This is a genomic window from Colwellia sp. NW0002-52-1 (assembly GCF_057550865.1).
In genome coordinates, this window is the sequence record NZ_BAAJLU010000016.1 from 46,821 (window position 1) to 60,577 (window position 13,757).

General features: G+C 37.8%; 11 protein-coding genes. 10 read left to right on the forward strand and 1 reads right to left on the reverse strand.

Annotated features, from left to right (window positions below; all coding sequences use genetic code 11):
* The first annotated feature begins 182 nt into the window (after positions 1–182).
* From AC27H3_RS14455 to AC27H3_RS14500, 10 genes are all read left to right on the forward strand, one after another.
* Entirely contained in the window at positions 183–725 is a 543-nt protein-coding gene (locus AC27H3_RS14455) for a hypothetical protein (protein ID WP_487107254.1), read from the forward strand.
* A 145-nt stretch (positions 726–870) separates the two neighbouring features.
* Positions 871–1,857: a tRNA dihydrouridine(20/20a) synthase DusA gene (dusA, locus tag AC27H3_RS14460; RefSeq protein WP_487107256.1), complete on the forward strand. Its 987-nt coding sequence runs from the start codon at positions 871–873 to the stop codon at positions 1,855–1,857.
* 1,018 nt (positions 1,858–2,875) lie between these two features.
* The gene (locus AC27H3_RS14465; RefSeq protein WP_487107258.1) at positions 2,876–3,739 is read left to right on the forward strand and encodes a sulfurtransferase; all 864 of its coding nucleotides are present in this window, start codon (positions 2,876–2,878) and stop codon (positions 3,737–3,739) included.
* 365 nt (positions 3,740–4,104) lie between these two features.
* Positions 4,105–4,398, forward strand: coding sequence for a hypothetical protein (locus AC27H3_RS14470; RefSeq protein WP_487107260.1), 294 nt, complete (start codon positions 4,105–4,107; stop codon positions 4,396–4,398).
* A gap of 13 nt (positions 4,399–4,411) precedes the next feature.
* A complete protein-coding gene (gene pspA / locus AC27H3_RS14475; protein WP_085306158.1) occupies positions 4,412–5,074 on the forward strand; it encodes a phage shock protein PspA in 663 nt (220 codons plus the stop codon).
* A gap of 109 nt (positions 5,075–5,183) precedes the next feature.
* Complete coding sequence (locus AC27H3_RS14480; protein ID WP_273313268.1) at positions 5,184–5,396, forward strand: PspC domain-containing protein; 213 nt, start codon at positions 5,184–5,186, stop codon at positions 5,394–5,396.
* Positions 5,397–5,425: 29 nt separating this feature from the next.
* Positions 5,426–5,764 carry a hypothetical protein gene (locus AC27H3_RS14485; protein ID WP_273313266.1) on the forward strand — a complete coding sequence of 113 codons (339 nt, stop codon included), beginning with the start codon at positions 5,426–5,428 and terminating at the stop codon, positions 5,762–5,764.
* A gap of 238 nt (positions 5,765–6,002) precedes the next feature.
* Positions 6,003–6,473: a copper chaperone PCu(A)C gene (locus AC27H3_RS14490; protein ID WP_273313265.1), complete on the forward strand. Its 471-nt coding sequence runs from the start codon at positions 6,003–6,005 to the stop codon at positions 6,471–6,473.
* An 8-nt stretch (positions 6,474–6,481) separates the two neighbouring features.
* The gene (locus AC27H3_RS14495) at positions 6,482–7,474 is read left to right on the forward strand and encodes a DUF2333 family protein (RefSeq protein WP_487107263.1); all 993 of its coding nucleotides are present in this window, start codon (positions 6,482–6,484) and stop codon (positions 7,472–7,474) included.
* A 6-nt stretch (positions 7,475–7,480) separates the two neighbouring features.
* On the forward strand, positions 7,481–8,236 hold the full coding sequence (locus AC27H3_RS14500; protein WP_487107265.1) for a TIGR04219 family outer membrane beta-barrel protein: 756 nt from the start codon (positions 7,481–7,483) through the stop codon (positions 8,234–8,236).
* Between the two features lie 707 nt (positions 8,237–8,943).
* Here the strand turns inward: AC27H3_RS14500 and AC27H3_RS14505 are convergent.
* Positions 8,944–13,593 (reverse strand): S8 family peptidase, encoded by a 4,650-nt coding sequence (locus AC27H3_RS14505; protein WP_487107267.1) that lies wholly within the window; start codon positions 13,591–13,593, stop codon positions 8,944–8,946.
* Positions 13,594–13,757: the final 164 nt, after the last annotated feature.

The window sequence follows — 13,757 nt, forward strand, 5'->3', positions numbered from 1 at the left end:
ACTTCAATAACGATGACAATTTAAATTGTTATCGACAATAGCTTCACTGCATTATAGAGTAACAAGCCACTAAGTCTTAACGATTTTTCGGTATTTTAATAATAAAAACTAGACCGTGTTTATTGCTCAATGTTTAATGCTAAAAACTACCTTGGTAGTTATATTTTTAAAAAAGGATTTTTATGTTTTCAAGCTTTCTCAAATCTGTTCTGGTTTTTAATCGCTCACAAAACCAAGCACCTAATTTTATTTTGGTTTATGCATTAATTGCACTGGCCTGGCATAATCAATTTTTTATTACGCTTGTAGTTTTTAGCGGTAGCTTTAGTGAAAAGTTAACGGAAGCTTTAACTGAGCACTCATTTCAATACGGCTCAGTGCTATGCCTCACGATTTTGTTTTTTATTTTAAGGTTAGCATTTTTATATTTAGTGAATAAAACCGATAACTTTATTGAAGCTGATGAACCCATTGAAGCCAAAATAGGCAGTGATCAAGTATTTACAGAGAATAAAGATGTGGTGCGTTTATTGGCATTGCTTGAAGATACTAAAGCTGAATTAGCGAAAGTAAAAGCACGTGAAACGGCTGCTCAAGCAGATAAAAATGCAACAATAAACAAAATGTTGGCAGTACAAGCTGAATTAGAAATAGCGCTGGCCGATATTGCCATTTTGAGTCAATCTAACGAAGAGTTAAGAGCAAAGCTTACAGAACATGCATAAGCTAGTAACAAGATAAAATCGCCAAGATAAACGGAGAATTTTTTCTTTTGTTTAGCATCCCCAAAGCCTTTATAATTAGCAAATATTCTCGTTGTACTAATTTACAGCTATATTCGCATTAAACTTAAAGGTTTTTTATCACTTTATGATTTCTCACAAACTTTCCATTGCACCTATGCTCGACTGGACAGATCGTCATTGTCGTTATTTTTATCGCGTAATGTCGAAACAAACCGTGTTGTATACTGAAATGGTAACAACAGGTGCAATATTGCATGGTAAAGGTAATTATTTAGCTTATAACGAAGCAGAGCATCCTTTGGTATTGCAGCTTGGTGGTAGTGATGTTGCTGCGATGACAGAATGTGCAAAAATTGCTGAACAGCAGGGCTATGATGAAATCAACATTAATGTTGGTTGTCCGTCAGATCGTGTGCAAAATGGTAAGTTTGGCGCTTGTTTAATGGCTGAACCGCAACTTGTGGCTGATTGTGTTGCCAGCATGCAAAATGCAACGAACATTCCTACAACTGTAAAATCTCGTATTGGTATTGACGATCTTGACAGTTACGAATTTCTGCATCAGTTTTTAACAACCGTTAGCGCAGCAGGGTGTCAGCATTTTATTATTCATGCGCGTAAAGCTTGGTTAAGTGGTTTAAGCCCTAAACAAAACAGAGATATTCCGCCCTTAGATTACCAACGTGTTCATCAAATTAAACAAGATTTTCCTAACATTGAAATTTCTATTAATGGCGGTATTACAACTTTTGCACAAGCAAATGATCATATGCAACATTTAGATGGGGTAATGATTGGTCGTGAGGTTTATCAAAACCCTTATATGCTAACCCAAGCCGACAATGAAATTTGGCAGGCAAATACTGAGATAAAATCGCGCCAAGTTGTTCTAAACGAAATGATTGAATATGTTGACCGCCATGTTGCTAGCGGTGGCAGAGCGTGGCATGTTGCCAGACATATGCTTGGTTTATGTAATGGTTTGGCAGGTGCGAAGCAATTTCGACGTTATTTAAGTGAAAATGCCAATGGTGAAAATGTTGGTGGTGAGGTATTGCAGCAAGCATTCGAGAAAGTATTGCAGCTTAACCCAAATTTAGACCAAATTTAGTTGTTTCTGACGAATAATTAACTAACCTGAACTCTGGATAATGAGTGCTTGAAACTCAAGTGAACCAAAAGCTTAGGTAATAAAGTAAATGCTATAGCCAGGTGAACATCACGAATAGATATTATCAATGCTTCATTTTATGCCATTTCCAAGGCAAAACGTTTATGAATAGCGGGCTATTTATCGACGTTTTAACGCAGAAAATGGCTTAAAAGGGAGCATTGAGCAAGTGCTGCTTATCCAGAGTTCAGGTTAACTACCAACGTATAAGAGCTGCTAGCTCTGCAAGTTTTAAAACTCCATTATCGACAAACGGTTATTCGGTAATGGAGGAGAATGCTTTTTTCAATTTTACATTTTGACTTTATTCCTTCGCTTTATTCCTTCGCTTTATTCTCGGTTTCTATAATTTAGCATTACGCTTAAATATCGAAATTTTTACGGTATGAACGTCTTTTTTCTTTATAAGTTTTTTGGCACAAATCTCACTATAAATTAGTAAATTTAACCACTTCAGCGTTTTTTTAATATTTTTATACTTGTTGATTTATTTGCGACTAAAATAAATTAGTCTTTAAATCAAAAGCTTAATTGTTTTTTCAATCTTTGGCACAACCTTTGTAACAGTTTACGCTACTTAACTAATAGCACATCTAAAGTGCGGCGTTAAAAATAGCTTAAAAGGATTGATGCAATGCCAAGTTTAACCATTTTATTTACTCTATTTATGTTACCTAGTATTTGTTTGCTAGCCACTTCATTTATTGTTGCTCATTTAGAACAAGGAAAATAACCGTTATTGCTATTACATCTCAATAGCAGTAGCGGTTTTATTATTACGCTATTAATGTGAGCTATTCATGAAAGTTAAGCGTTAAATGTTCTTGTAATTTTATTTCTTGTTTACATTTCTATTTACCCCATAACACTTAATTCCCTGTTGTTAACTACTGTACTTTGCTACAGAACTCAGCTAATTTTGCATATATTTACCGAACATTTCCGTTAGGTTTAATTTATGATGAATTTTCAACAATTAATCTCCTGTGTAGATTTACACGCAATACTTGGTAGCAAAGACTTAGTGGTACTCGATGCCAGTATTCCCCCTATAGGTAATATGGCTGCACCACAATATAGCTGGCCAGATCATAGAATACCAAACGCTCGTTGCTTCGACTTAAATAAAGATTTTTCTGATCCTGATAGCAAACTGCCACACACTATGCCGAGCATTGAACATTTCGAACAAGCAGCCAAAGTGCTTGGCATTAGTCAGCAAAGTCAGATTGTGGTTTATGATGACTTAGGGGTGTTTTCTGCCGCACGAGCTTGGTATATGTTTAAAGCTATGGGACATAAAAAAGTTGCTGTTTTAGATGGTGGCTTGCCTATGTGGATAAAGCTGAAAAAGCCTATAGAGGAACCTATAACATCAAATATGACTAAAGATATTGCTGAAGGAGACTTTACTGCTAACCAACGGGATAGTTTCTTTTGTGATTGGCAATATGTTGAAACTCAAACACAATCTCAAGAGGAGCTTATACTTGATGCAAGGGGAAGCCGAAGATTTAAAGGCTTAGATGCAGAGCCTCGTGCAGGTGTTCGAAGTGAACATATGCCAAATGCGAAAAACTTACCTTACAGCGACCTATTAAAAGAAGGCTTGTTCAAGTCACCAGAAGAACTTAAAAAAATATTTACGCAAATTAATCGTGAAGATAAAGCTATGATCATGACGTGCGGTTCAGGTGTTACGGCCTGTATATTAGCCCTAGCTGCAGACATTACTGGGTCAAAAGCAGTGCGAGTATATGATGGCTCTTGGAGTGAGTGGGGAGCTTTACCAAATACAAAAGTTGATCGCGCCTCAAAGTAAATAATTAATATCTTCCAGCTTCTAGATGCTATAAGTAAAGCATAGCTAATACTTGTCGTTTTAATGATTAAAAATAGATCCGAAAACGGCTAAATAGAGCTTAGCCACTCATGCTAATTTCCCTCCCGAAAGTTAAAAAATATAATTGGTCATTTTCACTATTTAAGGTGCGTAAATTGACCAATTATTAGTCCGACATAATATGTCTTGTTTTTTTCATTCAAACACTGTTTTATTAAATCATTAATTAACAGTTGTTTACAGTTTATTCACTTCTTGGCACAGCACTTGTAATACCTATATCAGTTACCAACATGATGAGTTGAATAATCACATTTCATGTTACTTACACAAGGATATAAATAATGAAACTATTACAAACTAAACACATATTAAGCACCGTTTTATTATCTTGTACGTTGCTACTTACAGCTACTACTTCTGCACAAGAAGTGTCACTAGAAAAAAGCTTAGCAGCAACAGTACAAGCACAAGGACAAAAAGTGCTTCATGATTTATCTGCAGAGTTATCGCATTCAATCAAAGCTGAGCTAAATCGATTTTCAATGAAGTTCAGCACTGAAGAAACTCAAGAGTTAGCTGCTGTTATTGAGCCAAAAAAATCAAATTTATCAAAACCACAAACGACGAAGTATTAATAGGAGAAACACCATGGGCATGTTTTCAAGATTTACCGATATTATTAACGCTAACATCAATGCAATGTTAGATAAGGCTGAAGAGCCAGAAAAAATGATCAAGTTGATCATTAATGAAATGGAAGAAACACTGGTCGAAGTTCGTTCATCAGCGGCAAAATATATTGCTGAAAAGAAAACAATTATGCGCAATATTCGTGACATGGAAAATCGTGTTACTAATTGGCATACAAAAGCGGAACTGGCTTTAACCAAAGGCCGTGAAGATCTTGCTAAGTCAGCATTAGTAGAAAAGCAAACGTGCACACAAAAACTCGCTGAATTTAATGAAGAACTAGTTCAAATTGATGAGCATTTAATTGCGGTTCAACAAGATAGCCAACGTTTACAAGATAAGCTATCAGAGGCAAAACGTAAGCAAGAAGCATTTGCTCTTCGCCAACAATCTGCTGAAGTTCGTTTAAAAGTACGTGAAAAAGCAGTAATTCATAATATTGATGAAGCGATTAATAAATTTGAACGATATCAGCAAAAAATTGACCGTGTTGAAGCTGAGGTTGAGGCTTACGATATGACCTCATCAAATGATCTCGATAGTCAGTTTCGTGCTTTAGAAAGTGATGAAAATGTTGAGCAAGAGCTTGAGCAATTAAAGCAAAAAGTTGCTAATGGTTAATCCTATTAACGGGTGTTATATAAAGGCACCCGTGATGAGTTCTAATCTGAACACGATAAATTTTTAGCTAAATTATAAATGCTCACCCGCTGAGCTACAGGAATAAATTATGAGTTACCAACGAGAATATTCAGTGCATAAAACGTTAACTAAAGACCGAGTACATAAAAAGTTGTCAGGTGTTTGTGGCGGTATTGCAAGACATTACGAACTGCCGCGTCTGGCGGTAAGGCTTGGAGCTATATTTGCTTTATTAATGTTTCCGGTAGCCACTGGGGTTGCTTATATTGTTGCTTCATTATTAATACCTAATAAAGCTTAAAATTAATCTGATATACAAAGGAGCAAGTAATGTCATTTTTTAAATCACTATGTTTAGCTATTTTTGCGACCCTGTTTTTAACCTATGCTTTAGGTGTTAGCTTTATGGAGTTACTTAATGTAGATATTTACATGGATGCAGAAGTTATCGAGCCTTTAAAAGCGATAAGTTTTTCAGCTTTAGTGGTTGTCTTGCTTGTTTTAGTGGCTTTAGCGATAGCAATGAGTGTATTCGGAACCTTAATTTTTATTGCTATGTTGGTATTAGGTGGTGGCGCTATGCTATTGCTTGGCGTTTTTTGGCCAATATTTTTAATCGCTTTTGTTATTTGGTTACTTGCTCGAGATAAGCGCCCAGTGCAATGTTAAGTTCTAGATTATTAGACGTATTGTTAAGCACAGCGATAAATTTATAACTGTGCTAATAAAAAGAGAAGGTAAAAGTTATTGAAAAATCTGGTAAGTCCTGCGTAATCAACTATGGCAAACAAAGCAATAAATCCAGCAATATGCTCTTTTAAAACAATTAAGTTATCCATTTCCCTTCAGCTTAGTTACAATGGTAATTAAGAATCATAATATGAATAAAAAGGATGTATAGCAGCTTATGAGGAATGTATTCATACCTGTAATGTCACTGTTAGTTTTATTGAATATCTCGTTATTTAATAATGTGTCTGCCAGTGAAAATCATAATATTGTAGTAGAAGATGGTTATGCTAGAGAAAGTATTCCTGGTACGACTATCTCTTCAGCTTACATGACAATAAAAAACGCTTCAGCAACCGATATTCGTCTTGTTTCAGCAACAAGCACGGTGAGCGATCGTATTGAACTTCATCAACATACTATGGTTGATGGTTTAATGCGTATGCGTCAGCTCAATAATGTAGACATTTTAGCTAACGATAGTACTGTTTTTCAGCCGTCGGGTTTTCATTTAATGATTTTTAATTTGAAACAGCCATTAAAAGCCAAAGAAAACCTTATTATTACGCTACATTTTGACAATGAATCGAGCATAGACGTTAGCTATACAGTTAAAGGCCTTAAGCAGAAAAAACACCATCACCACTAGGAGTCGTTATGAAAGTTAATATTTCAACCAAAGCTGTTGTTTCAGCATTTTTAGCACTATTTTTTGTGCTGTACCTACTGGGTGTTTATTGGAGTTTTGAGCCAGAACAATTTGATATTCGTACTGAGGTGACTAAAGCGGCAACAGCCGAAGGCGTTAGTCCTGTAGTAGGCTATACTACAACTACAACGCTTATTTTAGTTACGGAAACCTTGTTAAACAAACCCGGTGGCTACTTATCTAACGATGCTTTACCGCCGTCAGTATTTTTAGATAATATTCCTGCGTGGGAGTTTGGTGCATTAGAGATGATCAGAGACATGGCCTTGGTGATGCGCCAAGAATTTAGTCGCTCACAGTCTCAATCAGCAGAAAATAAAAATTTAAAAGTGGCACAACCACAGCTTAATATTGATCATACAAGTTGGGCTATTCCAAGTGCTGAAGGTGAATATCAAAAAGCGATTAATGAGCTTTACGCATACCGAACTGCATTATCTCAAGTTAATAATCAGTCGGCGCAGTTTTATGCACGATCTGACAACCTTCGTGGTTGGATACAGGAGGCTACTAAACGTTTAGGGAGCTATTCTCAGCGCTTAAGTGCCAGTGTTGGGCGTGAACAAATTAATGTTGATTTAGCTGGTGATAGTGTTGCTAAACAGTCAACGTTGGGTTCAACAAGTATGCAACTTAATACAAGTTGGTGGGATATTGATAATGAATTTTACGAAGCCCGAGGAGCTACTTGGGCTTTATTACACTTTTTAAAAGCTATTGAAATAGATTTTAAAGATGTACTTGAACAGAAAAATGCGAAAGTTAGCGTACAGCAGATTATTCGTGAATTAGAAGCAAGCCAAGAACCCATGTGGAGCCCAATGGTACTAAATGGCGATGGTTTTGGCATGCTTGCTAATCATTCTTTAGTAATGGCAAATTACATATCACGTGCTAATGCTGCACTGATCGATTTAAACGACTTATTGAGTCAAGGGTAGTTAAACATGAAAAAAATAGCACTAGCAGTAACACTTGCAACAATTTTATCAACTAATGTTCAGGCTGATGCTTTGGGGATATATCTAGGCGGACAAATTTGGGATAATCAAGCCTCAGGTACACTCGGTGACGGCAGCTCTCTAGTTGATTTTAATCTAGAGGATCAGAAACAAAATAGTTTCTTTATTGCTTTTGAACACCCAATTCCGCTAATTCCAAATGTACGTATTGCCTCTACTTCATTAGAAACTGAAGGCAATACAACACTAACAACAGAATTCGAATTTGAAGGTGAAACATTTAGTGAAGATGCTAATGTTAATGCAGACTTCAACATAACTTATGTTGATTACACACTCTATTATGAGTTATTTGATAACGATTTACTTTCATTTGATTTAGGTTTAACTGGTCGCGATTTTGACGGCGATGTTACTGTTTCAGCGCAAGCAAGCCAAGGGTCTACATCTGGTCGTATTTCAGTAACTGAAATTGTACCTATGCTATATGCTCGTGCAAATGTTGGCTTACCTTTAACAGGCTTTAACTTGTATGCTCAAGGTAACTTTTTATCAATTGATGATCACACGTTATACGACTATGAAGTTGGCGTTAGTTATGAGCTTATTGATAACCTTGCTGTAGATGTAAATCTTAATGCAGGTTATCGAGCGGTTAAGTTAGAGTTAGACGACTTAAACGATCTATATACTAATATTGAATTTGATGGCGTATTTCTGGGCACAACAATTCATTTTTAAAACAATAAAATAGCGTAATACAAAAAGCAGAGCTGAGAGATCAGGTCTGCTTTTTTATTGTCTACATGTCAGTGTGTTTAGTCAATGGAATGTCTTTGAGAACAATTTATTCTGAGGTTAATCTTCAAAAAGTATTATAAATGTTCAATGGCGAAATCAGCATAGTTAACTTTGCATTAATAGCGTGTTTTATTCAGCGGTCACTTAAATTAAGTAAGCCCTATTAGGATTCCAGCCAATGGTACAGTTAACCCGCTTATGTTTTGCACTTCACAAAGTTAATTTCACACCATTTTGTTTACTTATTCGAGCGCTGCTAATGTTAATAATACTTGCTTGTATTTAACCTGAACTCTGGATAATGAGTGCTTGATACTCAAGTGTATCTAAAGCTTAGTAAAGTGGCGTAGATGATCATTACCCTTTTGAGACATAGAGTTTTTATTAATTCATCGCTAGAGCTGTGTGGCTAGTTTTACTAGCTAACTTAAGGTGTGAAAACCGTAATCACGGGCTATTGAGATAGAACACAATGCAATAATAGCCTAGGTACTTCGCAGCTTAATGCTGCACTGAATAAAAATGTATTCAGTAAAGGGGTGGCTTAAATGTATGACATTAAAGTATAGGTAATAAAAAAGCCATCAACATAGTGTTGATGGCTTTTGTTTTTATAAGCTTTCTAAAAGAAAGCTTAAGTTGTTAAATTACGCTTTTTTACGACGTGTAAATAACAACGGTGTAAGTAATAACATTAACCAGCCGAATGAACCACTTGATTTCTTATTAACAATTGATACTGAAGCAGTAGTAGCATCTGTATTGCCATTACCATCATCAACTGTTAGTTGGAAAGCGATAGTTTCATCTCTATCTACAGTTGGAGCTGTAAAGCTAATTGAAGCAGCGTTAGCTGTAAAGCTTACAGGAGAACCAGATAATTGTACCCAAGTGTAAGAAAGGGTATCACCATTTGGATCAGATGAGCTTGAACCTGAAAGTTGAACACTTTCTTTTTCAACAACAGCTGTGCTACCAGTAATCATCGCTGTAGGTGCGCCTTCAACTTGAATCTCAACACTTGTATCATTAACAACTTCAGCAGTGTTTTCATCATCTGTGCTATGAGTTAACACAACTGTTGTTGGACCACCTTTGAAAGTATCGTTAATTTCTGTAGAGAAACTAAACGTTGTTGGATCAGATGCTACGTCTGTTAGTCTGTAACACATAACTAAACCAGATTCGATTGACTCAACTGTACCAATTGAACCTTCTGCACCGCCCCAAACTGACTCAGCGTAAATAGAAGTTAAACCATTTTCGCCCGTTGCATCTTCATAGCCAACTGTAGCACCAAGATCAGAGCCCCAATCGTGTGTTACGTCGCTATAGCCGAACATGAAATTACCTGTAGCTCTTTCAATTACAACTTCAAAGTCCATGCTATCAGTGATATCACCTGGTGCTATGCCATTAGATGCAGAGCCATTAACACCTAACCAATGCATCGCGTCATCAAACTCGATAATTGCCCAAGCAGAACTACTAGCTACAGATACGCCACTCTCAGCACCAATCACTATATGTCCGTCTCTCCACATTGGAGCTACTAGATCATTCGCTACTGTACTATCAGGTAATAATTGGTTTCTCCATGGTGCAGAACCTGCAGTACCACTAAAGTAAACAAAACCATCGTCAGTTACGGTGAATGAGTCAAATGACTTACCAAGGAAGTTAGTACTAATATTGTAAGTACCTTCAGTGTCGTTACCTTCGATAGTACCAATACCTACACCTAAATCAGCTAGGTTAATGTAACCATTACCTTGACCGAAGTTTGGCATGCCACAAGTAGCATCGTTAGCATTAGTTGTCATCGTATAAAATGGTGCTGAACCATGTAATGATTCTTGCACTACAGTCCAAGTAATTTCATTACCTGAAATGGTTGCATCGCCAGTAACAGACTCTTCGTCAAGCGTCATGCTTGATGGAACAGTAGCTTTAACAGTGTAAGTACGGTCACCAGGAGTAGTTTTTGCAAGTACAGAAACTTCATAATCAACACGATCTTGACGTTCCATATATGCATCAGCATTGCTAGAGATAGTTACATCATCGATAGCGCGAACTAGGTCTACAGAAACTAGGCCTAAGTTACCCGCATCTTCCATGCTTGTACCTAAGTCAAGAGCACCATAGTACACATCACCTTGTTGAGCATCTTCAAGAGACCACTTAACACGTAAGTCAAACTCAGTTAATGCAGGAATAGCAGAGTCAGCTTCAACAGTTAAGTTATCACCTGCTTCACCGTCTACAATAGCTGTTGCTAGAGTATAAGCATCTTGAGTGCCTTCTTCACTATCAGAAGCCGCCCAGTTTTGTACTGAAACCCAGTAGCTACCAGCTTCAGGTAGAACTAAATCAACTTTTTCAAGCGCTGTACCAGTAGCACTTATACCTAACTCTTCATCTTCTTGCGGAAGACCATCACCGTTAGTATCTAGACCTACGCGTAAATCTAAATCAGGAGATGCAGAAGCAAGAATTTCAGCAACGAAACGCTTAGCATCAGCCGGAACTGTATGAAGTGTAACGTTAATGCCGTCAGTTAAATCATCGTAAGCATCACTATTATCGCTATCAACTGCTAATGTAGCTTCAGTTTGAGTTGCTTTAGTTAAGCCATATGAACGACTAGTAAACTCTGTAATTTCAACTGCCATAACATCTTCAATTAAGAAGCTGTCTTGGTTACGGTTAGCATTAAAAAATAGTTCATCTGGAATATTACCATTTGAAGCTTGAACACTTACCGGGATTCTAGCTGTTGGGTGTGAGGCAGATGTCATAACAACTTGACCAAAAGACCAAACGTCACTTTCAGCACGAATCGCATCAACATTGATTGCTATTGTTTGGCTTTCACCTGCAGCTAGCGTAAATGTTGCTGGCGTTGCTGTAATAACTAAACCATCAGATATTGCAGTGCCTTCAACAGTCCAAGTACCAGCAGCTGTAGCAGTTACTGTACGAGTCCAATCACAAAGACCAACACAGTTAGCGTTTGATACTGAAGGAATGTTTAAGGTTTTAGGATCGCCACCTTCACTAGGGTTTGCAGCAGTATAGTTTGCTGCTGTTTCATTCATGATAAGACCAGTAGTGTGTGCTAAATTCACACGAATACTACCTGAACCCATATCAAATACGTCTGCAGGAGTTACACCATCTTCTTTACGAACATCAGTAACCGCTGTTAGCATTAATGCTGAACGAATGTTATCTGCTGTCCATGTTGGGTGTGCAGATTTTAATACGGCACCAGCACCAGCAACATGTGGAGCTGACATTGACGTACCTTGTAAGAAAGCGAAATCAGCAGGGGCTGTTCCTGTTTCATCATGGCCGTATTGTTCATCAGAGTATGCAGCATAAATTGAAACACCTGGTGCAGTAACAGAAGGTGTCATAATATCAGGAACTGTGTTGTTTGAACCACGTGAAGAGAAGTCAGCCATATCGTCAGCTTGACCAATTTTTAGTTCACCATCAGCAGCAGTAATTGTTGCTGTGTGTCCTTCACCTGTAGCTAACCAAGTACGTAAAGCATTACCATCTTCGGCGGTAATATGAATACCTGGCACAACGTAAACGTCGTTTGCAACTGTGTTAGAACCGCCGTCGATATTACCAAGTACAAAACCACCAGCGCCACCCGCTTCAGCGTTTATTGCTTTAGATACACGTGCGATAGCACCGCGATCACAAACAACGATCTCGCCGTCAAAAGTACCTTCAGGGAAAGGTTGTAAACATTGTGCAGGGTCGCCATCAGGATCGTTGCTGTTAGGGTAGTCACCAGCCCAAACGATACTAGCAGTAATGCCGCCAGATGCACTTTTACCTTCAATGGCTTCTAGCTCAGTGTCGCCACCAGTAAAACCACCAATTTCTTTTTCAAATGCAACTTCACGGCCATGAGTAGATGCACCTACAACAGTATACCAAGGAGCATTTTTTGAGGTTGTGTTAGCATCAGGACCATCGTTACCAGCAGATACTGATGAGAATATACCTGCTTCTTGAGCTGCTAAGAAACCTAGTTCTGTAGAACTTGCCCAAGGATTACCACCGCCACTAATAGAGTAGTTAATAATATCTACACCATCGCGAACAGCATCATCTAAAGCAGCAATAATTGCAGCGCCAGGACAACCTGAATATGTGTCACCTTGATCTCCAGGATTACAAATTTGGTAAGCAACGATGTTTGCATGTGGTGCAACACCCGAAATTTGACCAAATTCAAATCCCGTTGTATTAATACCATCGCCTTGAGCTTCACCAGTTTCTTGATCAACTAATGGTACATCATGCAAGATATTACCACCTGCAGTACTGGCAGTATGCGAACCGTGTCCGCCGTAATCTTCACCATTTTTAGCTGGTGGAGTAGCTCCAAATACATCAGCATCGTCATAATTATCTGTAACAGATGCGTATGAACGAACACCGATTAATTTATCGTTACACATTGATGCGAAATCACCAGCACAGTCACCAACGTAAACGCCAGCACCCCATGGGTTAGTATGATCATAACCATCATCACCAACATCAGCGAAAGATCTATGGTCAGAGTTAATACCACTATCGATTACACCGATAATAACGCCTTCACCCATGTTGATAGCGCTTTGTCCTTCGCCATCCCATACTACAGGAGCACCAACATGAATTGGGCCAGTATCTGTTTCCATGCGTTCCATTTGCTCACGTTCAACGTAAGCTACATCGGCAAGGTTTGATAAAGCTTCAGCTTCTTGTTGTGTTAGGCGAAGCGCCATACCGTTAAAAGCATTTTTATATTTATAAGTAACTTTCGGGCTGTTACCTAGTTTACTTGAAGCTTTATTTAAAAATGTTTGTTGTTTGCTTTCCAAGTAGTTGCTGTAAGCTACTGTATCTGCAGCTTCTAAATCTATACGCAACTCTTTTCGAATTTGTTGTGAAGACTTATTGCTACTTGCCAATGATGTGAATAATGATTTTTTGGCAATTTGCGGGTTAGTCGCTGCTAAACCTTCAATTGAACCGTCATAGGTTGCAATTGGTTGGTCTTTTAGGCGAACGATATAAGTATAAGTACCGTCTGCTAAATTCTTTTCAGCACGGAATTTCTTCGCTTGTTTTTTATTATATGTGCCACCTTTGTTAATAGAAATTGGTGCGACTGATTGTAATGATTCAGCCGAATATTGCGTAGGCATAGTACTAGCAGATGTCTGCATAGTGGCCATTGATAATAGCGCTGTTGAAACAGCAATTGTTACTTTGTTATTCACAAAGAACCTCCCTAAATGCACATTTGTTGTGCTTGTTTATACTTTTTAGTGAGCAAAGCCGTTATATCAACGGTTTGCCAATCATATATTACGAGATACGCAAGAATGCGACGATTAAACATACCACATGTAAAGATAATGTAAATAACTTGTCACCAAAGGTT

Coding starts and splice junctions, on each gene's coding strand:
- AC27H3_RS14465 (WP_487107258.1), top strand. CDS start 2,876: ATGATGAATTTTCAACAATTAATCTCCTGTGTAGATTTACACGCAATA.
- AC27H3_RS14455 (WP_487107254.1), top strand. CDS start 183: ATGTTTTCAAGCTTTCTCAAATCTGTTCTGGTTTTTAATCGCTCACAA.
- AC27H3_RS14480 (WP_273313268.1), top strand. CDS start 5,184: ATGAGTTACCAACGAGAATATTCAGTGCATAAAACGTTAACTAAAGAC.
- AC27H3_RS14500 (WP_487107265.1), top strand. CDS start 7,481: ATGAAAAAAATAGCACTAGCAGTAACACTTGCAACAATTTTATCAACT.
- dusA (WP_487107256.1), top strand. CDS start 871: ATGATTTCTCACAAACTTTCCATTGCACCTATGCTCGACTGGACAGAT.
- pspA (WP_085306158.1), top strand. CDS start 4,412: ATGGGCATGTTTTCAAGATTTACCGATATTATTAACGCTAACATCAAT.
- AC27H3_RS14490 (WP_273313265.1), top strand. CDS start 6,003: ATGAGGAATGTATTCATACCTGTAATGTCACTGTTAGTTTTATTGAAT.
- AC27H3_RS14495 (WP_487107263.1), top strand. CDS start 6,482: ATGAAAGTTAATATTTCAACCAAAGCTGTTGTTTCAGCATTTTTAGCA.
- AC27H3_RS14485 (WP_273313266.1), top strand. CDS start 5,426: ATGTCATTTTTTAAATCACTATGTTTAGCTATTTTTGCGACCCTGTTT.
- AC27H3_RS14470 (WP_487107260.1), top strand. CDS start 4,105: ATGAAACTATTACAAACTAAACACATATTAAGCACCGTTTTATTATCT.